Genomic DNA, 25,625 nt, shown 5'->3' with positions numbered 1-25,625 from the left:
AAAGGGTAATGAACAATGGTGATGAATAATGAATAATAAATTTATCCGGATATATGAAGATATTGCAGATCGTATTCGGACCGGAGAGATTGAGGCAGGGACGCTGCTTCAATCGGAACTGGATCTATCGGAAAGTTATCAAACGTCTCGAGAGACTATTCGCAAAGCATTGAAAATGTTGTACGAAGAAGGTTATATTCAGAAGATTCAAGGCAAGGGCTCGATTGTACTGGACATACGCAAGATCGATTTTCCCATCTCAGGTCTGGTTAGCTTCAAGGAATTAGCCAAAAAAATGGGACATCGCGCTCAAACGTATGTGAAGGTTTTCGAGGAGCAACAAGTGGATCAGGCGTTGCACAAGAAAATTAACTTTGGTCTGAATGAACAGGTCTGGGAGATCAGACGTGTGCGCAAAGTGGATGGAGAGCATGTCATACTGGACAAAGATTACATTAGCCAGCGGCTTGTTCCTGGGCTCAGCAAAGAGATCTGTAATGATTCCATCTATCAGTACATTGAGCAAGAGCTGGGGCTTTCCATTTCGTTTGCCAAAAAAGAGATTTTGGTGGAAGAACCCACCGCTGAGGACAGGGAATTACTTGACCTTGAAGGTTTCCACAATGTAGTTGTGGTGAGGAGCCAAGTCTACCTGGAGGATGCCAGCCAATTTCAGTATACGGAGTCGAGGCATCGACCGGACAAGTTCAGATTTGTGGATTTTGCACGTCGCAGATAAGTTAATCAAGATCGATCAGAGAGTACCTTTCACTGCATTATTCAGTGGATAGGTACTCTCTTTGGTTATGTGGGAATCCGAAGATCGTCCATCAAGAACCGCTTAATGTCAATGTTCTTCCTGCATGTCGGAGCGTATGATCACAATATATACGAGGCCGAGGAGTGAGCGAATTGAATCACGTGACAGCAAAATCAAATGTTCGCATATGGGAAGAAACCAGAGATATTCCAACCTATGGTACAGGTAAACCGGACAAAAATCCGATGTTTCTTGAAAAGCGAATCTATCAGGGAAGTTCGGGTAAGGTGTACCCGCATCCCGTGATCGACAGCATTGAAGATGAAGCAAAAATGAAGTCGTATCGATTAATTATTCTCGAAAATGAATATGTACGTATTGAGATGATGCCCGAACTGGGTGGACGGATCTATCGCGCGCTGGATCGGACCAACAACTACGATTTTGTATATTATAACCGGGTAATTAAACCTGCACTTGTGGGTCTGGCAGGACCATGGATTTCTGGGGGAATCGAATTCAACTGGCCACAGCATCATCGGCCCAACACGTTTGGTCCAGTCGATTATACATTTGGCAGTAATGAAGATGGAAGCGCTACCGTGTGGGTGGGTGAGATTGATCGCATGTATGGTACCAAAATGACCGCTGGCTTCACATTACATCCCGGCAAAGCCTATCTTGAAATCCATGCCGAGGTATACAATCGCACCAGCACACCTCAAACTTTTCTATGGTGGGCCAATCCCGCTGTAGCTGTCAACGATCATACGCAATCCGTCTTTCCACCTGATGTAACGGCTGTGCTGGACCACGGAAAACGGGACGTATCCCGCTTCCCAATCGCAACCGGCACCTATTACAAGATGGACTATTCCGAAGGTGTGGATATCTCGCGCTACAAAAACATACCGGTTCCAACATCCTATATGGCGTATAAGTCGGATTATAATTTTGTAGGGGGTTATGACCATGGGATCCAGGCAGGCCTGCTGCATGTAGCCAATCATCATATTTCTCCGGGCAAGAAGCAATGGACTTGGGGGAATGGGGAATTCGGGCAAGCCTGGGATCGTCAGTTAACGGACGAGGATGGACCTTATATTGAATTAATGACCGGGATCTATACCGATAATCAGCCTGATTTTACGTGGTTACAGCCCTATGAAGCGAAATCATTTTCGCAGTATTTTATGCCGTATAAAGGAATTGGCATGGTCAAAAATGCAACGATTGATGCAGCAGTTAATCTGGAAATGGACGAAACGACCGGAATGGTAACCGTGATGGTATATGCGACGTCGGTTTTTGAACAAGTGACCGTTGAAGTGATAGGATCAACCACGGTATATCTCCATGAGAGATGTAATATCTCACCTACGGAACTATATAAGTCTTCATTCCCGTCGAGCGGACAAGATGAATGGCATCAGTTGAAGTTAAGTGTTCGAACTGCGGAAGGTAAAGTACTTGTGACCTATCAGCCTGAAAGGTCTGAGATACAGGAAGTGCCCGATCCGGCGAAACCACTTCCCTTACCATCCGAGATTCGTACGAATGAACAACTATATCTGGCTGGTCTTCATTTGGAGCAATATCGGCATGCCACGTATGAACCGGAACCTTACTATCTGGAAGGTTTGAAGCGTGATGCAACGGATATCCGTCTAAACATTGCGTATGGCACATTGCTGCTACGTAGAGGGCTGTTTCAAGATGCAGAGAAGCATTTCAGACATGCCGTACAATCGCTGACATGGAAAAATACGAATCCATATGATAGTGAAACATTTTACCAACTCGGTCTGAGTTTGAAACTACAGGGGAAACAGGAAGAAGCCTACGCAGCACTGTATAAAGCCGTATGGTCTGCACAGTATCAGGATACAGGTTATTACATGCTTGCTCAGATCGATACGGCGTTACATCGGGACATCGAAGCGTTGGATCACATCGAACGTTCGCTGATTCGCAACACCCGAAATTATAAGGCTCGGCATCTGAAGGTGGCTCTGTTACGCAGAATGGGTCAAGATAAACAGGCGATCCAATATGCGCGTGAGACATTGGAACTGGACCCGGTTGAATTTGGAGCCGCACATGAATTAGTCCTGATCTACAGCGGAGTAACTGCACCTTCAGAGAGAGAACAAGCGGAGCAAGCACGTGAGCATTTCCATCGTCTGATGCGAGGAGACGTTTATAATTATCTGAATGTAGCCGCGGATTATGCGGATAGTGGGTTGTGTGAAGAAGCACTTACGGTACTCTCCTATGTTGATTCCGAAAATTCACGGGCGTATCCTATGGTTGGTTATGCTCAGGCCTACTTGTATCGTCAGCTGGGGGATGTTGAGCAGGCCCGGGAATGTCTAAGACAAGGGAAAGCTGCTCCAACGGATTATTGTTTTCCTAATACGTTATTTGAATTCATGGTGCTTCAGGATGCATTGGCAGTGGATTCGAATGATGCGCGTGCTCACTATTACCTGGGAAATTGGTTATATGATCATAAACGATACGAGGAAGCAATCACCCATTGGGAAACTTCACGCGAGGTGGATGCTGCATATTCGACTGTACATCGGAATCTGGGACTGGCTTATTATAACAAGTCGAATCGGCCCGATCTTGCACTGGCATCATTGGAGGAAGCTTTCCGGTTGGATTCGCAAGATGCACGGATCTTCTACGAGTTGGATCAGCTGCGCAAGAAGATGGGGTATTCCTGCGAGCATCGAATCAAACAGCTGGAAGATCACATGGAGCTGGTTCATCATCGTGACGATCTGTACATTGAGTGGGTAACTTTATTGAATATGCAGGGTAGTCATCAGGAAGCATGGAATGCCCTTCAGACCCGGCGGTTTCATCCATGGGAGGGTGGAGAAGGCAAGGTAACAGGACAATATGTTACGGCACTGACGGAACTGGCGAAGCGAAATCTGGAGAAACAACAACCTGAACTGGCATTGGAGCTGTTGAAGAAGGCTTTGGTTTACCCGGAGAACTTAGGTGAAGGCAAATTGGAGGGAGCCGGAGACAACCCAGTTTACTTTTATCTTGGCTGTGCCTACCAGCAACTGAAGAATAATCAGGCGGCAGAGGAGAATTTCCACAGAGCATCCATCGGTTTGAATGAACCGGCAAGCGCGATGTTTTATAATGATCAACCGCCGGAATCCATCTATTATCAGGGTCTGGCCTGGCAGAAGCTTGGCAATGTGAAGGAAGCCAACCGACGGTTTAACAAACTCATTGACTATGCGGAAAGACATATGCATGATCACATCCGAATGGATTATTTTGCGGTATCTCTGCCCGATTTCCTGGTGTTTGACGATGATCTCAACCAGCGTAATGAAGAACATTGCCGATACATGCGAGCATTAGGTCTTCTTGGCCTTGGTCGGACAAATGAAGCCGAACTTGAGTTGGAGCGGGTTCTGGAGAAGAACCCCAATCATCAAGGGGCAGTCATCCATAGATAATTGCTAATCGATTCAACCCTATCCCATATATACCGAAGGAGTTATATAATCCATGAACGATAGTATAGCAGGAAGCCAGATTCGTTTTATACTGGATGCAAAAGATAAAGAAATTCGTGCGGGTCGTATGACGGGTAGTAGCGGCAAGAATCCACGAGGGGAGTCTTATGACTTTACCAACTATTATATGCTTCGTAATGATAAACCTCATATTCCCGTGGTAGGTGAATTTCATTTCTCCAGATTCGCTTACTTACAGTGGGAAGAAGAATTACTGAAGATGAAGGCCGGAGGGGTGAACATCGTTGCTTCTTATGTGTTCTGGAATTTTCATGAGGAGCAGGAAGGCGAGTTTAATTGGTCAGGAAATCTGAATTTGCGGCACTTTGTGGATCTGTGTGGCAAACATGAGCTGCCTCTGATCGTGCGAATTGGTCCATTCTGTCATGGGGAAGTTCGTAATGGAGGGATGCCGGATTGGTTATTCAGTTATCCATTTGAAGTAAGATCGAATGATGAAGGCTATCTGCATTACGCCAAGCGATTATATCGGGAGATTGCCCGTCAGCTCAACGGCTGTTTTTATCAGGAGGGTGGCCCTATTATCGGGGTACAGTTGGAAAATGAGTATATGCATGCTGGCGCACCCATGGATGCCTGGGGATATACCCGCGAAAAATACATTTCCTCTGGCAGGGATGGACGAGAACATCTGAAGATGCTTCGCCATATTGCCGAAGAAGTCGGTATGAAGCCGATGTTCTATACTGCCACGGCCTGGGGTAATGCTGCGGTGCCTGAAGAAGGAACGCTGCCTATGCTTGCGGGGTATGCCTATACACCATGGATTCCCAATCAGCCTCCAAGCCGAGAGTATTTATTCCAGGATCTGCATATGAATCCTGTTGAAGAAGTGGATTATGACAGTCTGGAGTATCCTGCGGCGTATTGCGAACTAGCTGGTGGCATGCAGGTCAGTTATCATGCTCGGCCGGTTGTAGATGCGGACAGTGTTGAGGCGATGACCATTGTGAAGCTGGCAAATGGCAGTAATCTGATTGGATATTATATGTATCACGGTGGAACCAATCCGGTAGGGCAAAAAACGTATATGAACGAACAGGCATTGCCTAAAATGACGTATGATTACCAAGCCCCGCTCGGGGAGTTTGGACGTATTGGTGAATCGTATGACCGCATTCGAACCTTGTCAATGTTTCTGGAAGCATACGGTGAGCTGCTTGCGCCAATGGGCAGTGTTATACCGGAAGAGCAACATTCGATAACACCGGAGAACATGATGGATCTGCGCTGGTCTGTTCGTCAACAAGAAGGCTCAGGATTCCTGTTCATGAATAATTATCAGGATCATGTTGCGTTGCCTGATCGAGATATACAATTGGAGCTGCATACCGGCAAAGGGACTGCTTTTTATCCAAGAGAAGGCACGATGCAGCTAAAATCCGGCATGGCAGCCATTCTGCCTTTCCATATGAATCTGAATGGAATGAAGATCATTAGTGCTACCGTTCAGCCACTGACCCGATTTATGGTAAATCAGGAGCTCACGGCTGTGTTTTATGCTCATGAAGGCATGGCGCCTGAGTATGTTATTGATGCAACATCTGTTACAAATGTGGATATGTCCGAAGGTCCCGTTTCCGAGCAGGGTAATGAAGTTATTATTCACCCGATGGCTGGCATGGACCATCATCTGAGTATCACAACATCGGACGGTACGGTCATACGAATCATTACGTTGACCCGTGAAGAGGCATTACATGCCTACCGTTTCCATGTGGGCGGAGAAGAAAGGCTTGTAATTAGCAGCAGTCATCTGTATGTGCAGAATGAGATGCTCATATGCAACTCCCTGGAGCAAACAGAGTTTGAGGTATCCTTCTATCCGGCTCCAGAGCATGTTTCACCTTCTAAATATGCTGTGTCATCCCAGTCAAAGCGAGGAATATTCGATACGTACACATTCCAGGTTTCGCCTTACGAGCCGGCTGTAGAGGTTGATTATCCGAAAGAGTATGCAGCAACATTGAGATTGGATACAGCGTGGCCGGAACAAGTAGATGACGTATGGGTTGAGATTGATTATGAAGGAGACGTTGCAGCAGCGCATATTCATCATCAGATTTTAACAGATCATATTCAATATGGGCATAGCTGGATGCTTGGTTTGAAGCAATCCCGTCATTTGCTAGCCGATCACGAGCTTCGTCTTTCCATAACTCCAATTCGAAGAGGAACGATTAAGAGTTATGTGAATCAGGCTTATGTGGAGCGGTTTGAGGGCGTGGAGATCGGGAAGTTTAATGAGATTCGGGTAAGACCACATTATCGGGTTGGGTTGATAATAGCAGGTAGGGAAGACACTTCATCAAAATCAAAGAGTACAAGAGTTGACTGACATTTAAAATAAAGAGGGTTCTTTCTCCGAACGGGTGTGAGGGGAAAGAGCCTTTTTGATGTGTGGTGTAAAAAGAAAAGATTGCTATTCAATGGTAAAAAAGACTTGCTTAGTAAGCGTTTTCATTTTATTATTAATTCATAACCTTATCGATAAAGTTTATTTATGGATAATAACATAACTTAATAAGGTTATATGTTGTTTGTTTACTACCAAAAAAACTTCTATTACCACCGATTTTAGTTAACTTATTGCCTAGAGCAGGGTTAATTGAAATAAAAAAAACAAATACAGGAGGTTCCAAACGAATGGTTAATCTGAAAAAGTGTACCATCTTCACGGTTATTGCTGCTCTTATGTTCATGGTATTAGGTAGTGCAGCACCCAAAGCATCTGCTGCCACAGGATTTTATGTAAGCGGTAACAAGTTATACGATTCCACAGGCAAGGCTTTTGTCATGAGAGGTGTTAATCACGGACATTCCTGGTTCAAAAATGATCTGAATACCGCTATTCCTGCAATCGCCAAAACAGGTGCCAATACGGTACGCATTGTTCTTTCGAATGGTAGCCTGTACACCAAAGATGATCTGAACGCTGTTAAAAATATTATTAATGTGGTTAACCAAAATAAAATGATAGCTGTACTTGAAGTGCATGACGCCACAGGGAAAGATGATTATAATTCGTTGGATGCGGCAGTGAACTACTGGATTAGTATTAAGGAAGCTTTGATAGGCAAAGAAGATCGGGTAATCGTCAACATCGCCAATGAATGGTATGGAACGTGGAATGGAAGTGCGTGGGCTGATGGTTACAAAAAAGCTATTCCGAAACTCCGTAATGCGGGAATCAAAAATACGCTAATTGTGGATGCAGCCGGATGGGGACAGTTCCCTCAATCCATCGTGGATTATGGACAAAGTGTATTTGCAGCCGATTCTCAAAAGAATACCGTCTTCTCCATTCATATGTATGAGTATGCTGGCAAAGATGCTGCAACGGTCAAAGCCAATATGGAGAATGTGCTGAACAAAGGATTGGCTCTGATCATTGGTGAATTCGGGGGATATCACACAAACGGTGATGTGGACGAGTATGCCATCATGAGGTATGGTCAGGAAAAAGGGGTAGGCTGGCTGGCTTGGTCTTGGTACGGAAACAGCTCTGGTCTGAACTATCTGGACATGGCCACAGGTCCGAACGGAAGCTTAACGAGCTTTGGCAACACCGTAGTTAATGATACCTATGGTATTAAAAACACTTCCCAAAAAGCGGGGATTTTCTAATCCACCAATGAAACAGGAACACTCTGACGGTTACGTCAGGGTGTTTTTTTAATAAAAAAGCTTAATCTATGATGGCTTTTGAATATTTCCGTTTTGTTTTAAAATATTTTGTTTTCAAAATAAAACAAAGATGTTAAACTCGGATTAGGAATAAAACAAACATTATCGGAGGGAAACAAATGGTACAGAGTTTATGGAATGCATCGCAGGCATCTGAGAAAACAACAGGACTTGAGCAGTTGGTTTACCGATCCAATCTGATTGGATCTGATCGCAGTGTATGTAACATCTACGGTGGTAATACGTCTACCAAAACGACAGTGAAGGATTTTCGTGGTCGTGATGTAGAAGTAATGTATGTGAAGGGAAGCGGCTCTGATCTGGGTTCCATGGAAGCGAAACATTTTACCGGACTTGGGCTTGAAGACATTCGACCATTAATTGAACGTGAATCCATGTCGGATGAAGAGATGGTAGAATATCTGGGACATTGCATGATTGATGCCAAGCACCCGCGTGCCTCCATCGAGACTCTGCTGCATGCGTTCCTTCCATATAAACATGTGGATCATACGCACCCGGATGCGATTATCAGCCTGTGTTGTGCGCATAACGGCAAGGAATTGGCGAAAGAGATCTACGGTGATCGATTTGTATGGGTGCCTTACGTACGTCCAGGGTTTACGTTATCTAAAATGATTGCTGAAAGCGTATTCTCGAACCCCAATGCCGAACTCGTACTGATGGAAAAACACGGACTTGTCACTTGGGGTGAAACATCCGAGGAATGTTACGCTCAAACGATCAAGATTATCAATGAAGCAGAAGCTTTCATCGAAGCACGAGTGAACGAAGAAAGTTTGTTTGGTGGTGTGAAGCACCCGGCACTTGCCGCTGATGTTCGTCGTCAGATCGTATCACGTGTGATGCCAACGATTCGTGGAGCGGTATCGGATAGTAAAAAAATGATTTTATCCTTTGATGATCAAGAGGACGTACTTGCTTTTGTAGGCGGAGCAGATTCCCCGGAATTGTCTCAGGTGGGTGCAGCTTGCCCGGATCATCTGGTACATACCAAAGTGGTACCTCTGTTCATCGATTGGACACCGAATGCCGAAGATATCGAAGGCTTAAAAGCCAAGCTGGTAGAAGGTGTGGCTGCTTACAAAGAGCAATATCAACAGTATTTTGAGAGCAACAAAAACGAAGGTGATGTCATGTTCGAAGCGGCACCGCGCGTTATCCTCATTCCAGGTGTGGGCATGATCAACACAGGCAAGAGCTGGGCGCTTTCCCAAGTAAGCGGAGCGTTGTATCACAGAGCGATTGCTGTTATGCGTGGAGCTACTAGCTTGGGTCAATTTGTATCACTCAGCGCAAACGAATCTTACAATGTGGAGTACTGGCCGCTGGAATTGTATAAATTGTCTTTGGCTCCGGCCGAAACCGAATTCTCCCGTAAAGTAGCGTTTATCACAGGCGGCGCAGGTGGTATCGGAAGTGAAACAGCGCGGAGATTGGTATCTGAAGGCGCACATGTGGTGCTTGCTGATCTCAATCTGGAGGGCGCACAGAAGGTAGCACAGGAAATCAATGATCAGTACGGTGCGAATCGTGCTTATGCGCTGAAAATGGACGTAACCGATGAGGAAGCCGTTCAATCTGCGTATGCAGATGTTGCGGTGCAATATGGCGGAGTGGATATCATCGTGAACAATGCGGGACTAGCGACATCAAGCCCATTTGACGAAACATCCTTGAAAGAATGGAACCTGAACATGAATGTATTGGGAACAGGGTATTTCCTCGTCGCTCGTGAAGCGTTCAAGCTGATGAAACAACAGGGTATTGGGGGAAGCATGGTATTTATCGGTTCCAAGAACTCGGTGTATGCAGGTAAAAGTGCTTCTGCTTACAGCTCAGCGAAAGCGCTGGAAGCACATCTGGCACGTTGTATTGCAGCAGAAGGTGGAGAGTATGGCATTCGTGTCAACACGATTCTTCCAGATGCCATTCTACAGGGTTCAGCAATCTGGAACGGTTCCTGGAGAAATGAACGAGCAGCTGCATATGGAATTGAACCGGATCAATTGGAAGAGTATTATCGCAAACGGACGACATTGCTTGTGAATATCTATCCAAGAGATATTGCGGAAGGAATTGCATTCTTTGCTTCTTCGAAATCCGAAAAAACAACCGGTTGCATGATGACCATTGATGGCGGTGTACCGGCAGCATTTACACGTTAAAATAGGAGGGTTCTTGCGGATGGATAACCAAGTCAAGCAAGCGTATGAAGCAGCCAAGGCATTGTATGCCCAGCACGGAATAGATACGGACGAGGTGCTGAATAAACTCGCGGAGATCAAAGTATCCGTACACTGCTGGCAAGGCGATGATGTCAAAGGTTTTCTGAATAAAGATGGGGAGTTAACAGGGGGGATTTCCGTTACAGGTCAATATCCGGGGGCTGCGACCACACCAGCAGAACTTCGTAACGATCTGGAACAAGCTTTTGCTCTGATTCCCGGCAAACATAAGGTCAATCTACACGCGATTTACACGGATACCGACGAGCAGGTTGAACTGGATCAGATTGAGCCAAAGCATTATGAGAACTGGGTGAAGTGGGCCAAAGAACAAGGACTCGGTCTGGACTTCAACCCAACATGTTTTTCCCATGAAAAATCAAGTGACGGGTTCACGCTCAGTCATCCAGACCCTGAAATTCGCAGGTTCTGGATTGATCACTGCAAGGCATCCCGCCGGATTGGTGCTTACTTCGGGGAACAGCTTGGTCAGACTTGTGTAACCAATGTATGGGTACCAGACGGGTTCAAGGATAATCCGGTTGATCGGTTGACACCACGCAAACGTCTCAAAGAATCGCTGGATGAAGTATTCGCCGAATCACTTAACCCGGAGCACAACCTGGACGCGGTAGAGAGTAAGCTGTTTGGTCTGGGCTCGGAAGCATATGTGGTGGGTTCTCATGAATTTTATATGGGTTACGGTTTGCAAAATGATACGTTAATCTGTCTGGATGCAGGCCATTTTCATCCAACAGAGGTTATTTCCAATAAACTGTCGTCCCTATCTTTGTTTACAAGTGGCATTCTGCTTCACGTAAGCCGCCCGATGCGCTGGGACAGTGACCACGTGGTAATCATGGACGATGAGTTGCTGGAAATTGCCCGTGAACTGGTTCGACATGATCTGCTTGCGACCACACATATTGGACTGGATTTCTTCGATGCAAGTATTAACCGTGTAGCTGCATGGGTTGTGGGTACTCGCAACACGATCAAAGCCCTTCTCCGAGCGATGCTCGAACCGGTGGATGCCTTGAAACAAGCCGAGTTGGAAGGGGATTACACGTTGCGCCTTGCCTTAACGGAAGAGTTCAAATCGTATCCGTTTGGCGCGATCTGGGACTACTATTGTGCTCAGCAAGGCGTTCCAGTCCGTGAAAAGTGGATCACCGATATCAAAACCTATGAACAAGACGTATTACTACAGCGTGATAAATCATTGGTGTAAGCGCATTTAATTTTCGTATACGAAATAGTCGTGAAATAAACATTGCATGCTTCATAATTTAAAGGCAACATTTTATTAACCACTGCGGAACGAAATTTCCGTGGTGGTTTTTTTGGCATAAATAATCTGAAATGAATTAAGTAAGGCGATTACTTCCATACTAGGAACATTGAATCCGTATTGCAAAAGTGTGCACGCAGAGGAGGAGTAATAGCGTTGAATCTAGCCCATAACAAACTGTACATTGCTGCACTTGGCGGCGTGAATGAAATAGGAAAGAATATGTATTTTATTCAGTATAATCAGGATATTATCGTGATTGACTGTGGTTCGAAATTTCCGGATGAGACCTTGCCGGGGATTGATCTGATCATCCCGGATGTAACCTATCTGTTGGAGAATCTGGATAAAGTGAAGGCTCTTGTAGTTACTCACGGACATGAAGATCATATCGGAGGCATTCCCTATTTATTAAAACAAATGAACATCCCTGTATATGCTTCCAGACTTACACGCGGATTAATTGAACTTAAACTGAAAGAGCATGGCCTGCTGCGCAAGGCTGACTTGAATACGATCGATGCCAAGTCTATCATTACGCTGGGAAGTATCGAGGTTTCCTTCTTTGCAACCAGTCATAGTATTCCGGACTGTCTAGGGATTTTCTTCCAGACACCAGTTGGCAATGTGGTACATACCGGGGATTTCAAATTTGATATGTCTCCGGTTAGCGGACCATTCCCGGATCTCCATCGGATGGCAGAGATAGGAAAACAGGGTGTTCATGTTTTGCTCTCCGAGAGTACCAACGCCGAACGACCTGGATTCACACCATCCGAACGTGTAGTTGGAGATCACATTCTGGATGCTTTCATTCGCGCAAAAGAAAAAGTGTTTATTTCCACCTTTGCATCAAATGTCAGCAGGGTACAACAGATTGTCAATGCAGCATTCGAGACAGGGCGCAAACTTGCACTGCTGGGTCGAAGTATGGTGAACGTGGTATCGGTTGCGAGTGAATTGGGTTATTTGCAAGTTCCCGACGGATTGTTAATTGATGCCATAGACGCCAATCAGTATCCACCTGATCAAGTGGTTATATTATGTACTGGAAGTCAAGGTGAGGCCATGGCTGCACTGTCTCGATTGGCAACAGGCAAACATCCTCATGTAAGAGTGGAGGCTGGAGATACCGTTATTATTGCAGCTGGTGCGATTCCGGGCAATGAACGCAATTTGGCTCATGTCATTGATAATCTGTATGTTCTGGGTGCACGCGTAATTTACGGTTCAAGTGGTGCAGCAGGGATGCACGTGTCTGGGCACGGGAGTCAGGAAGAACTTAAATTGATGCTGACACTCATGAAACCGGATTATCTGATACCCATCCATGGGGAGTTCCGCATGTTGTACCAGCACAGACTGCTTGCCGAGTCCGTAGGTATAGAGCGTGATCATGTCTTTATTGTGAATAACGGAGATATGGTTCAATACAAAGACGGCGTGGCTGCTCATGGTCCCAAAATAACATCGGGGAACAGTCTCGTGGATGGTCTGATCATCGGCGACGTAGGTAATATTGTACTGCGTGATCGCAGGCAATTATCCTCAGATGGGATGCTGGTGATTGTCACTACACTGAGCAAGACGGAGAAACAGATGGTGGCATCACCCGAAATCATCTCCAGGGGGTTTGTGTTTGTGAAGGATTCGGAAGAATTTATGAAGGAAATCCATGGATTGGTTCTAAGCAGGATGGATGAGTTAACCGGTGCGGGTGTGAATCAGTGGAATGTGATGAAAAGAAAGCTGAAGGATGATATCGGCCACTATATCTATGCTCAAACAAAGCGAAGACCCATGATTTTGCCGATCATTATCGAAGTCTAGTTCAGCAGTGTACAGTTTTTTTGCTCGTCTAATCTGGACGAACGTGTATATGGAAGTAAGTTTAACAGCCTGAGGCATGTCGGATCATACTTCTGTATGAACGTCACATTGCCATCGGGCTTTTGCTATTTCATCGGAGTTAAACAACACGATGTACAATACACGGAGTTGAATCAAATTCGCCATGGGTTTGCGATCGAAGTATAATAAAAGGTAAAACAGTTAATGAAAATAAGAGGAGTCTTTATGAATAAAACGATTTCTGATATCGCTCAGATGGCAGGTGTGGCAAAAAGCACCGTCTCTCGCTTTCTGAATGGCGGATCGGTTAGTGAGGATACACGCCAGAAAATTGAGCGCATTATCAAACAATACAATTATGTTCCCAACACATTTGCACAGAGTTTAAAGGCCAAGAAAACCAGTATTATCGGCACGGTTGTGCCACGACTCGATTCTTTTGCGACATCCCAGACATTGATCGGGATTGATGAAGAACTGCGAAGTAATCAGTATCAGATGCTGATCGCTAATACGAGTCAGGATATGCAGCGCGAGATTGACGCCATATATGATTTTGCTAGACAGAAGGTATCGGGTATTATTCTGCTGGCTGCTGAAGTGACAGAAGCACATCTGAAAGCAGTGGAGGACATCGGTATTCCGGTGTTATTGGTGGGACAGCAGCATGAACAACTACATAGTCTGGTTCACAATGATGATCAGGCAGGTTATGAGATGGGCAGATATGTCGTCGAACAGGGTCATCGCAAGATCGTGTATATGGGGGTTAGCGAAAAGGATCGGGCGGTAGGGATCTATCGTAAACAAGGGTTCCAGCGAGCAATCGCAGAGTGTGGTGGATGTGAAGTGAAGTATTATGAGACGAGCTTTAAGATGTCTGAAGCCATCGTTACCGCTGAAGCCATCCTGAAAGAAATCACACCAACGATCATTGTAGGGGCCACGGATAATATCGCACTGGGTGTGATGAAGATTGCGTTCTCCAATAAAATCCGCATACCGCAAGATTTGTCCGTTACCGGATTTGGCGGATATGATATTACGGAGATGATTCACCCCACGCTGACGACTGTGAAATATCATTATTTGCAGGCGGGCAAAGTAGCGGCGAATCACATTATTCGTCTGGTGAAAGGCGAGTCGGTGGAGGAACGAACAACACTGGACGTAGAACTAATTCCTCGAGAAAGCGTTGACAAATTATAAAAACATCCTTTATGATAATTCCATCGAACCGGTTCCATTATGAATATCCAATGCGGATATGCGAACACGGGCAGGCATTAATGCCATATGGAGTTATTTTTTTGCGACTATTGGAACCGGTTCCTATAATTGATTTTCGTATAAGTTAAATAAGAAATAAACATTTACGGAGAGGACAGAAAAAATCTGAAGAAACGTAGTGTTCGCTTAAAGCTTTCTGTAAGAAAAGCTGCTTCGGAAGCATAGGCTATCACCGGATTTCACCCTTTAGAAAAGGGATCAGGAAATCTGGGGATAACAGCGATCGGAGGATTGTTCTGCCATCGTAGTCCCAGTGTGAAATTTCTTGGTCTAACTTATATAAGTAAGGAATGGAGAACAGCTATGAAAATGACTAGAGAGCAACGCTACAGACGAATTGAGCAAGCAGAGCCTGAAGAGATTGCGAAGCTTGAAGCACAGATATCCAAGTGTCCATGGAGACAGAGTTATCACATTCAGCCGATAACAGGTCTGCTTAATGATCCTAACGGCTTTGCATATTATCAAGGCTATTATCATCTGTTCTATCAGTGGTTTCCACTTGGAACAGAACATGGCATGAAATACTGGTATCATACCCGCTCGAAGAATCTGGTGAACTGGGAAAATGTCGGGATTGGAATCGAACCGGGTGGCAGGTATGACTCACACGGGGCTTATTCCGGCAGTGCGATTGAAAAAGACGGCAAGCTGCACTTGCTGTACACGGGCAATACCAGAGATGAGGATTGGGTCAGACACCCGTATCAATGCCTGGCAGTTATGGATGAAAGCGGTTCAGTAATCAAACTGAATGATCCCGTGATCTCGTCTGTGCCAGCCGGATACACGGAACACTTCAGAGATCCCAAGGTGTGGCAACAAGGAGACACGTATTATTGTGTAATCGGTGCGCAGAGAACAGACGAGACGGGATGTACGGTGCTGTATCGCTCAATTGATCTGAATAACTGGGGGTTTCTGGGTGAAATCCGTACGCAATTAACCTCCTTTGGTTACATGTGGGAGTGCCCGGATTATATGGAGCTGGACGGGAAAGGTGTACTTGTCTTTTCCCCACAAGGCTTAGATGCTGCGGGAGATCAATATCAGAATATTTTTCAATCCGGTTATCTGATCGGTGAGCCGCTCAATCTTCAGACGAGAGAGTTCAAACATGGTGAATTTCAGGAGATGGATCGTGGATTCGACTTCTATGCTCCGCAGACGATGCAGGCTCCGGACGGAAGACGTATTCTGGTTGGATGGATGGGACTTCCCGATCTAGCGTATCCGACAGACGATAACGGTTGGGCTCATTGCCTGACCATTCCTCGGCAATTGTCACTCCGAGACGGCAAGTTAATCCAACAACCTGTTACAGAGATGGAGCAATTGCGCCAGCAGGAGGAAGGCACGCATATTCGCGCAACGATTGACCATGAGAGTCGATCTTTCACTGGTTTGAATGGAATTTCCTTTGAGCTGATCTGTGAGATAAGCCAAGTAGATGCAGAGATGGTGGGCATCGAATTCCGTGCAAGTCGAACTGAGAAAACGATTCTTCTGTATGATCGGATTCAGCAGAAAGTTATTCTGGATCGGACGATGTCTGGTGCCGAGCTGGCAGAGCAGAATGGCGTTGTACGACAGTGCACACTTACTGCGGAAGTGATTAAGTTCCATCTGTTCGTAGATGCATCTTCAGTCGAGGTTTTTGTGAACGATGGGGAAGAGGTCTTTACCAGCCGGATTTTCCCAAGCCGGGACAGCGTGGATATTCGTTTCTTTGCACGCGGAGGCAAAGCTGATTTTGAAGCAACAAAATGGCATTATTAAGTATTACGTGAGAGGAATGAGATAACATGTCGGAGAATCAACGGATTGCCCAGGAAGTCATTCATGCCATCGGGGGCAAAGAGAATATCGCATCATTTGCACATTGTGCAACACGTCTTCGCATCATGGTGAAAGATAAAGAAATGATTGATCAGAAAACGGTCGAGAACATCGAGAAGGTGAAAGGCGCCTTTTTCAACTCGGGTCAATATCAGATTATCTTTGGTACGGGAACAGTGAATCGAATCTTTGAAGAGGTTGAGAAGCTGGGCATCGAAGGATCGTCCAAGGATGATGTGAAGAGTCAGGGGAAAAAGGAAGGAAATGCTTTTCAACGGGCTATCCGCACGTTTGGTGACGTATTTGTACCCATCATTCCCGTTCTGGTAGCTACAGGACTGTTCATGGGATTGCGCGGATTACTTACTCAAAATGAAATTCTGGCGTTGTTCGGTGCAACACCGGATGATATTTCGGCCAATTTCTTGTTATTCACTCAAATCCTGACGGATACGGCCTTTGCATTTCTACCTGCACTTGTAGCGTGGTCCGCATTCCGCGTATTTGGCGGAAGTCCGGTACTAGGTATCGTACTGGGGCTAATGCTGGTCAATCCCGCATTACCCAATGCTTACGCGGTGGCAGATGGATCAGCACAGCCGCTGCATATGTTCGGTTTTATACCTGTCGTGGGTTATCAGGGATCGGTTCTGCCTGCGTTCTTTGTAGGTTTGATTGGAGCCAAGTTTGAAAAGGTCTTAAGAAGACGTGTACCTGAGGCACTGGACTTAATTCTGACTCCTTTTATTACGTTAACAGTCATGATTACGCTTGGACTTTTCGCGATTGGTCCCGTATTCCATTCCCTAGAAGAGTGGGTACTGCATGGAACAACTGCCGTATTGGATCTTCCGTTTGGCATCGCAGGTATTATCATTGGATTCTTCCATCAGATTATTGTCGTTACCGGTGTACATCACATCTTTAATTTCCTGGAGATTCAACTACTGGAAAAAACGGGATTTAATCCGTTCAACGCCATCATTACCTGCGCCATGGCAGCACAAGGAGCGGCTTGTCTCGCAGTCGGTCTGAAGACCAAAAATATGAAACTCAAAGCACTCGCATTACCTTCTTCCTTGTCCGCATTTCTAGGCATTACTGAGCCAGCCATCTTCGGAGTTAACTTGCGTTACATGAAACCATTTATTATGGGACTGGTTGGTGGTGGTGTAGGTGGTTTCATCGCTTCCCTGTTCCATCTGCAAGGTACAGGCATGGCAGTAACGGTTATTCCGGGAACATTGCTCTATCTGAACAGCCAACTGCCGTTGTATATCTTGTCCAACGTGGTTGCCATGGCCATTGCTTTTGCACTTACCTGGTTCTTCGGATATAAGGACCAACCGGTTGCAGAGGAATCGGTGAGCCATGAAAACAGTGGAGTAACATCAACTGAAGTTATAGCAGAGGAATCTAATGCGCGTATTAATTCAGTTACCGATGCCGTTACAAGCAATCGTCCTAAGGTAGATTTTCTCGAAATAGCTTCGCCAATGAACGGTACCGTCGTTGCTCTGGAGCAGGTTCCTGACCCGGCGTTCTCAGAAAAACACATGGGTGAGGGCATTGCCATTGAGCCATCAGAAGGAAAAGTGTATGCACCATTTGATGGAGTCATCGCACATGTGATGCACAAGAGTAAACATGCGGTGATTCTGGAGCATGAAACAGGTGTACAGATGTTGGTTCATATCGGAATTAATACCGTTGGACTAAAAGGAAACGGTTTTAACGCACATGTGAATAGCGGTGATCGTGTAACTGCAGGACAGTTGTTGATTGAATTTGACATGGACGTCATTCAGGCTGCGGGTCTGCCGGTGATTACACCTGTCTTGATCCCAAGTGGAAACGAAGCGATAGCAACTGTTACAGCAACCTCAACCGGTCGTGTGCAAGCCAATGGGGAAGCGGTACTTGTAGTGAATTTTACTGAGCCACAATAGAGGCGTGTAAAGTGGGAAGCGGAGAGAGATTCATCTCACCCGTTTCCCTTTTTGTGTGCGCCATAAGAAATCAAAGAAATAGATCATCGGTGATCTAAGGATCCAAGTGAGTTAGTATGCAAGAGAGCACCAGTTTACGGTTATCCAATCGACGCCCTATGAAAAACAAACGTTAATCGTGATCCTACAGACCAGCGTGACGTTTCAGTCGCTCTGCAATCTGCATTAGATCTTCTGCGGATATCCCTGGCGCAAATTCTTCCGGCAGATCAGGCAGCTCAGGTACTGGCCCTCCATACCCCGGCAAGCCTGCAAAAGCCTCCAGTTTACCGCCATCGGTTGGGTGTGTCCCTTTCCAAATCTGAGCAATCCCCTGATAATCCTTGTCACTGAACGTGTACAGCCTGCGATGTTCTCCCATCGCTTCCCACTTACGTGTCGTTTCAAAAGCTTTGTTATCCAGTCTTGGAATAGGAAACATCTTTGTTACATCAACACCCGTTGCAATTTCCAGTGCCTTGGCATACGCAAGAACATGCACACCGCCGCGTACAAGCAGGTATCCTGTCATTTCTCGGGCTGTTTTGTTGTCTGTCATTTCGTAGACTCTCATTTTGTGAGTTCTGGCTCCGCATTCAAGAAAGAAATTATGCAGCAGATCAAAGATCAGATTGCCACTGCTCACGACATATGAACCATTCCAGGGTCTTCCCATTGAGTCATAAGGGAGCGCTGTCTGGGCAGATTCGATAAAGTGTGACGTCATCCGTGCGTCTTTACCAACACGCAGTGGTGTGGAGTCTGGAGCACCTGGCGATGTTGAACCTTCAAGCATAAGGTTAATCGTATTGGCGACAAGTTCGACATGGCCGAATTCTTCCGCGGTAATACTTGCAACAATGTCATAAAAAGGACGCAGCTTGGATCTGCCTCTGAAATTAAATGACTGAAACATATAGTTATTTAATGTTGACATTTCCCCGAACTTTCCACCAAGCAACTCCTGAACTGCACTAGCTCCATTAGGGTCCGGATTATTGGATATGGGTAGTTCGATGGCAAGACGGTCTACACGTTTAAACATGACATTTCCCCCTCAATCCTAGTTAGTGTAAAGGTATGAAGGGGCACTTGTACGTTATTCGATCATTTGTGAAACAAAAACAAAACGTTCTGCCAGAGCTTTCAGCTCTGAACAGAACGTTAGATGAGTTCTTATTTGGAAGCTACGCCCACAACGCTGGTTCCATTTTTCGTGATTTTGTACGTCAGCACATCTCCGTTCCAGAAATGGAACTTAAGTGTGACTTCGCCATCATTGGTTTCATTGAAGAAGTTAGGTTTCAGCTCAATCACATTACGTTCGTAATCTGGGCTAAATGTGTAGGAGAATTCTTTGAACGAAGTCCAGTTCTGTGGACCGGCGTTCTCTCCGTTTGCATATGTTGCTTCCATCGTGGCCAGCTGATTGCCGTTAAACGTAGTCGGAATGGCAAATGCACTGGTTGTACCAGTTGCATCGTTCAACTTAGGTGTGTCATATTTAATGATATTGAAGTTCCAGTCAGCACCTTCGTTGAATCCAGCTGTGAGTGTGGCATTTACGCCCAAATCACCAGAGGCTGTCAATTTGGTTAACAGATTGGATTTTAACGTAAGTACATCTTTTTTGATCGTATAGTCTTTACCTCTGACAAGAGGAGTAGTACCATTTTTCAACGAATTGAATTTGTTCCCATTCAGATTGAGTTTTACCTTTTTATCTTGAACGGTTTCATTTTGTTTAAGGTATACGAGGTCCGTTTCAGCTGTGGATGAGCGACCAGTCCAGCTGGCTTGCATGGTATTGAATAGTTCCTGATCAGACCAAGTAAAGTTTGTGCGCCCGAAGTGCTGTCCGTTGTCCCACAACATCGTTGTCATCTGTTTTTGACGCAGATATTGTCCAACAAATTCGAAGAATTTCAGTTTTTCGCCTTGCTCAATGACACCTGTGTGCTGGTCAAAACCAAGCAAGCCATACTCACCGACGATAACCGGAATGCCTTTCGCTGTAAAAGCATTGTATACCCGATCAAATGTGTCGGTAACGTCCTTCTGTACTTCCTCGTTATACTTGGTGTAACCTGCGATGTTCACACTGAATGGCCAGAACCCGTAGTAGTGAACGGTTGCAATAATATTGCTGTCATTCAATTTTTGAATGGTCTTATTCAGTTCATCCAGATCAGGTTGAGCGGAAGAGGTATGCATCGTTGGAAGCACAAGTGGACGTGTCTCGTTGTTTCCACCCGAAGTTCTTACGATCTTGTGAAAAGAAGTATTCAACTCGTCCAGCATGCGATATCCAGTCGCTGCATCTGTTGTGCCGCCTTCGGAGAAACGTGGTTCGTTAACACTTTCGAACATAAGTTTATCGGATGCATCTTTGAATTTGTCCGCAATCTGAGTCCAAGCGGCGTTGTAACGTGCAAGCACGTTGTCATGGTCTTTCTCCATGTAACTGATCCAGCGCCAGGAATCATGGTGAAGATTGATCATGACGTAGAGATCCGCATCGAGGGCCCAGTTTACTACTTCTTGAACCCGATTCATGTAAGCGGAATCAATTATGTAGTCGGGTGCGTCACCGATGTGGGCTTCCCAGGTCACAGGAATACGGATACTGTTGTAGCCCTCAGCTGCGATCGATTGAATTAGTTCCTTCGTAATGCGTGGGTTGCCCCAGGCTGTCTCATCCTCACCAACGGCGTCCAGAGAGTTACCCAGATTCCAGCCAGGCTCCATGGCGTTCACATAGGTCTGCATTTTGCTTGGAGGGGGTGAGGCACTGGCCTGTTCGCTGTTGTCAGTCGCAGCTGAAGCCATAGCGGAGGAGAATAGAGATAGAATCAGGGCAGTCACAAGTGTAAGAGATAGGACTGATTTGCGGTTTTTTTTCATTAATATAGTCTCCTTCGAATAGAGAATGGTTGAACGTGAATAGCGGTTAAGCAGGGTGAAAATAAAGCTCAACGCAAACAAAAATCCACTTGTTTAATACTGGAATCACCACCGATTTATGTTCTGAAAGCGTTTTCGTAATTTACTATATCATGATTTAATATTGGACAATACCTGCACAATTGGAATAAAAATCATGTGAAAATCAGTGATTGCTTTTTAATGATAATTAGATTTAAATACCCTGGGAGGGATCTAATATGAAGCTGGATGCACATCAACATTTCTGGGAATACAATGTCGCCGAGTACGGATGGATTGGCGAAGAGATGAAAACGATTCGTCAATCTTTTCTTCCGGAAGATCTTGAAGCTTTATTGGTCCAATCAGGACTGGAGGGATGTATTGCGGTACAAGCCAGACAATCACTGGCAGAAACCGAGTGGCTTCTGCAGCTGGCAGATCGGCACGAGTTTATCAAAGGTGTTGTCGGATGGGTAGATCTTTGTTCAAATGAAGTTCGGGATCAGCTTGAACTGTTCGCGTCCAATCCATATCTGAAGGGCGTACGTCATGTCATACAGGATGAACCTGATCTGAAGTATGTATTGAGAGAAGACTTTCAGCGCGGAATTTCATTGCTAAAAGAGTATGATTTGGCCTATGATCTGTTGGTATCCAAGGAGCAACTACCTTATGCGGTGGAACTGGTTAAGACGTTTCCTGAGCAGCGATTTGTACTTGATCATCTAGCCAAACCCGACATAAAATCAGGCATAATCTCACCCTGGAAAGAAACACTTGAGTCATTGGCCGCACAACCTAATGCGTACTGTAAACTTTCAGGAATGGTGACGGAAGCAGACTGGGGAAAATGGACTCCAAAGGATTTTACAGCCTATCTGAATATCGCCATAGAAGCCTTTGGTGCGGAAAGGTTGATGTTCGGGTCCGACTGGCCCGTAAGCAACGTTTCAGCTACGTATTTTGAAGTATACGGTCTCATTAACTCGCACATTAATGCCTTACCTATACTAGATCAACAGATGATTCTTGGCGGCACATGTGCTGCGTTCTATCAAATATCGTAGTGGGCAATCCGAAGCTAAACCGGTTTCAAGAAGTTGACAACTGTTCTGATTCTTGCTAAAGTTTTATCCAATCCGCATAATCATGATCTGGGAATGTTACCGATATGGGCATAACCTGAGCTGGCTTGTTTACACGTAATCGTGTACCCAGGCTGGTTCGGGTTTTTTCTATTTAAGTTGAACAACCGATTTACACGAGACGACTGCGCGGCCAGAACAATCTTCCAATCGCTGTTATCCCCAGATTTTTTGATCCCTTTTTTAAAGGGGAAATCCGGTGATAGCGTATGCTTCCGATGTAGCTTTCTTGCAGAAAGCTTTTAGGCGAACGCTTCGCTTCTCCAGATTTTTTCTGTCCTCTCCGTTTATGTGTAATTGTGTAGTTCAATTTAAATATTTTGTCTTATTAATGTTTCTTACGATTGGAGCGGTTAGCTGAATTACATATTTGGAAGGAGAATGATGATGACGAATTTTAAATATCCTAAAGACTTTCTGTGGGGTGGAGCCATTGCTGCCAATCAGGCGGAGGGCGCGTATCTGGAAGATGGCAAAGGACTGAGTATCGTTGACTTGCTTCCGACAGGAGAGAACCGCAGAAGTATTATGAAAGGCAATGTTCCGGCTTTTACGCCGCTTGCTACCGAGTTCTATCCTTCACATGAAGCGATCGACTTCTATCACCGTTACCCTGAAGACATTGCTTTGTTTGCCGAAATGGGATTCAAAGCACTGCGTGTCTCCATTGCCTGGGCACGGATTTTCCCGACAGGAGAAGATGCACAGCCAAATGAAGCCGGATTGCAATTTTATGATAACCTGTTTGATGAATTGTTGAAAAACGGCATTGAACCTGTGGTTACATTGGCTCACTTTGATGTGCCTGTGCATCTGATCGAGAAGTATGGCAGCTGGAGAAGTCGTGAACTGGTAACGCTATTTGAAACGTACGCTACAACGGTATTCACTCGGTACAAAGACAAGGTAAAATACTGGATGACATTTAATGAGATCAACATGTTGCTTCATCTTCCGTTTCTTGGAGCGGGGCTGGCGTTTAATGAAGGGGATAACATCAAAGAAATTCAATATCAGGCTGCTCACCATCAACTAGTTGCAAGTGCATTGGCAGTCAAGGCATGTCATGAGATTATTCCAGGTGCCATGATTGGTTGCATGCTCGCCGCAGGAAGCTTCTATCCGTATACTTGTAATCCGGAAGATGTTTTCCAGGGCATGGAAAAAGATAGAGAGTCCTATTTCTTCATCGATGTGCAGTCACGTGGGGAATATCCGGGTTACGCCAAACGTTTCTTCAAGGACCACGAATTGAATATTGTTATGGAGCCAGGTGATGCAGAAATCTTGAAGAATCATACCGTAGATTATATCGGGTTCAGCTATTATTCAAGTCGTACAACCAGCACCGATCCGGAAGTTATCAAAAATATGACCAGCGGTAATGTATTTGGATCGGTAGCCAATCCATATCTCGCGAAGTCCGAATGGGGATGGACGATTGATCCCAAAGGATTCCGTATTACTGCCAATCAACTACATGATCGTTATCAGAAGCCGCTGTTTGTTGTTGAGAATGGATTTGGAGCCAATGACGTGGTTACCCCGGAAGGTGAAGTGGATGATGCGTACCGGATTGACTACTTGAAACGGCGTGTAGCTGAAATGGGTGAGGCTATTCAGGATGGTGTGAACATCATCGGTTACACCAGCTGGGGACCTATTGATATTGTAAGTGCATCCTCAGGTGAGATGAGAAAACGTTATGGCTACATTTACGTGGATCGTAATAATGAAGGTCAAGGAGAGCTGACACGGCTGAAGAAGAAGAGTTTTGAGTGGTACAAAGATGTGATCGAATCCAACGGAACAAACCTGGGTGACGCTTAGTCATAAAGGTAAATCGGATTAGCTCTAATTATAAGCAATCGGAAGAACCATGAATTCACGGAACTTCCGATTGTCCTCACATTGAAAGCGTTGACATATAGTCAGGTTCGCGCTATACTTGACGCAATTATATCGTTTCTGGGATTGTTACTACTTGAAGTAGGCAAAACCTAAGCACCAAAAAAAGCAGACCACCATGTCTTGTTTATTTTGTGATGCTTCAGGTTTTTTTTGTATGCCCAAAAGACGATGTATAACTGCCAAGAGAGTGGAACGTGACGGGGGGATTGAAGTGAAAATAGCAAAGGTTATCAACAATAACGTCATTAGCATCTATCAGGCGGATGGAGCAGAGCTTGTGGTGATGGGGCGTGGGATTGCCTTTAAGAAAAAGCCGGGGGATACAGTAGACGAGACCCGCATCCAGAAAGTATTTGCATTGAAAAACAAACAAACTTCCGATAATTTCAAGATGCTGCTGCGCGAAGTTCCGATGGAACTGATTGAAATTGTGGAAGAGATCATCACGTATGCGCGTGAGAACCTGGGCCGAAAGCTGAATGAGAACATCTATGTATCTCTTACAGATCATATTAACTTCGCCATCGAACGTTATCGGGAAGGCGTGGAGATCAAGAACGCATTAATGTGGGAGATCAAACAGTTGTACAAGCCCGAATTCGAACTGGGTCTGAGGACGCTGGAACAGATCAACACCCGAATGAATATTGAGCTTCCACCAGATGAAGCCGCTTTTATTGCCCTTCATATTGTCAACGCAGAGATGAACGAAGAAGTTATTACAACGATGAATATTACGAAGTTCATCCAGCAGATTATTAATATAGCGAAATATCATTTCAAAATGGAATTTGATGAGGACTCTCTCAGTTATTTTCGCTTTATCACACATCTGAAGTTCTTCTCCCAGCGTGTGCTCAGTGGTACGCATTACGACAACAACTATGATCATTTCTATGACATGATTAAGGAGAAACATCCGGATGCCGCAGCGTGTACGGAGAAAATTGAGTTGTTTGTCAACAAGGAATACAACCATGAGTTGACCAATGAAGAAAAATTGTATCTGACGGTGCATATCGAACGAGTGGTTAATCGATAATATTTAAATGTTGACAAAAATGGTTTAATTATAATAATATGTGATTAACAGGAATTAAATACGATTTAACTG

15 protein-coding genes are annotated in these 25,625 nt (G+C 45.2%); 13 read left to right on the top strand and 2 right to left on the bottom strand.

Going from position 1 to position 25,625, the window contains the following annotated elements; translation table 11 throughout:
* Positions 1-28: 28 nt before the first annotated feature.
* The 10 genes from treR to FE296_RS30085 all read left to right on the top strand — a co-directional run bounded on the left by treR (position 29) and on the right by FE296_RS30085 (position 18,488).
* The gene (gene treR, locus FE296_RS30130; RefSeq protein WP_076249494.1) at positions 29-739 is read left to right on the top strand and encodes a trehalose operon repressor; all 711 of its coding nucleotides are present in this window, start codon (positions 29-31) and stop codon (positions 737-739) included.
* A gap of 173 nt (positions 740-912) precedes the next feature.
* A complete protein-coding gene (locus FE296_RS30125; RefSeq protein ID WP_150367428.1) occupies positions 913-4,251 on the top strand; it encodes a DUF5107 domain-containing protein in 3,339 nt (1,112 codons plus the stop codon).
* 52 nt (positions 4,252-4,303) lie between these two features.
* Positions 4,304-6,670, top strand: coding sequence for a beta-galactosidase (locus FE296_RS30120; protein WP_150367427.1), 2,367 nt, complete (start codon positions 4,304-4,306; stop codon positions 6,668-6,670).
* Between the two features lie 356 nt (positions 6,671-7,026).
* On the top strand, positions 7,027-7,959 hold the full coding sequence (locus FE296_RS30115) for a glycoside hydrolase family 5 protein (RefSeq protein WP_370739085.1): 933 nt from the start codon (positions 7,027-7,029) through the stop codon (positions 7,957-7,959).
* A gap of 179 nt (positions 7,960-8,138) precedes the next feature.
* Positions 8,139-10,208, top strand: coding sequence for a bifunctional aldolase/short-chain dehydrogenase (locus FE296_RS30110; protein WP_150367426.1), 2,070 nt, complete (start codon positions 8,139-8,141; stop codon positions 10,206-10,208).
* A 19-nt stretch (positions 10,209-10,227) separates the two neighbouring features.
* The gene (gene rhaA / locus FE296_RS30105; protein WP_124114434.1) at positions 10,228-11,499 is read left to right on the top strand and encodes an L-rhamnose isomerase; all 1,272 of its coding nucleotides are present in this window, start codon (positions 10,228-10,230) and stop codon (positions 11,497-11,499) included.
* 216 nt (positions 11,500-11,715) lie between these two features.
* Positions 11,716-13,389, top strand: coding sequence for a ribonuclease J (locus tag FE296_RS30100; RefSeq protein ID WP_150367425.1), 1,674 nt, complete (start codon positions 11,716-11,718; stop codon positions 13,387-13,389).
* Positions 13,390-13,635: 246 nt separating this feature from the next.
* A complete protein-coding gene (locus FE296_RS30095; RefSeq protein ID WP_150367424.1) occupies positions 13,636-14,619 on the top strand; it encodes a LacI family DNA-binding transcriptional regulator in 984 nt (327 codons plus the stop codon).
* 384 nt (positions 14,620-15,003) lie between these two features.
* The gene (locus FE296_RS30090) at positions 15,004-16,479 is read left to right on the top strand and encodes a glycoside hydrolase family 32 protein (protein WP_150367423.1); all 1,476 of its coding nucleotides are present in this window, start codon (positions 15,004-15,006) and stop codon (positions 16,477-16,479) included.
* Positions 16,480-16,505: 26 nt separating this feature from the next.
* Positions 16,506-18,488, top strand: coding sequence for a sucrose-specific PTS transporter subunit IIBC (locus FE296_RS30085; protein ID WP_150367422.1), 1,983 nt, complete (start codon positions 16,506-16,508; stop codon positions 18,486-18,488).
* 184 nt (positions 18,489-18,672) lie between these two features.
* Here FE296_RS30085 and FE296_RS30080 read toward each other — a convergent pair whose 3' ends face one another.
* Positions 18,673-19,572, bottom strand: coding sequence for a manganese catalase family protein (locus FE296_RS30080; RefSeq protein WP_076214846.1), 900 nt, complete (start codon positions 19,570-19,572; stop codon positions 18,673-18,675).
* 131 nt (positions 19,573-19,703) lie between these two features.
* Positions 19,704-21,431 carry a cellulase family glycosylhydrolase gene (locus FE296_RS30075; protein ID WP_150367421.1) on the bottom strand — a complete coding sequence of 576 codons (1,728 nt, stop codon included), beginning with the start codon at positions 21,429-21,431 and terminating at the stop codon, positions 19,704-19,706.
* A 260-nt stretch (positions 21,432-21,691) separates the two neighbouring features.
* On the opposite strand from FE296_RS30075, the gene FE296_RS30070 reads away from it, so the two are divergent.
* The 3 genes from FE296_RS30070 to licT all read left to right on the top strand — a co-directional run bounded on the left by FE296_RS30070 (position 21,692) and on the right by licT (position 25,553).
* A complete protein-coding gene (locus FE296_RS30070) occupies positions 21,692-22,522 on the top strand; it encodes an amidohydrolase family protein (RefSeq protein WP_150367420.1) in 831 nt (276 codons plus the stop codon).
* 465 nt (positions 22,523-22,987) lie between these two features.
* Positions 22,988-24,430, top strand: a complete 1,443-nt coding sequence (locus tag FE296_RS30065; RefSeq protein WP_150367715.1) for a 6-phospho-beta-glucosidase — start codon at positions 22,988-22,990, stop codon at positions 24,428-24,430.
* Between the two features lie 292 nt (positions 24,431-24,722).
* Positions 24,723-25,553: a BglG family transcription antiterminator LicT gene (gene licT, locus FE296_RS30060; RefSeq protein ID WP_150367419.1), complete on the top strand. Its 831-nt coding sequence runs from the start codon at positions 24,723-24,725 to the stop codon at positions 25,551-25,553.
* Positions 25,554-25,625: the final 72 nt, after the last annotated feature.

This window comes from Paenibacillus sp. UASWS1643 (assembly GCF_008693195.1).
GTDB lineage: Bacteria > Bacillota > Bacilli > Paenibacillales > Paenibacillaceae > Paenibacillus > Paenibacillus amylolyticus_B.
Note: the sequence above shows the minus strand (reverse complement) of the source record. Positions and strands in the feature narration are given on the sequence as shown.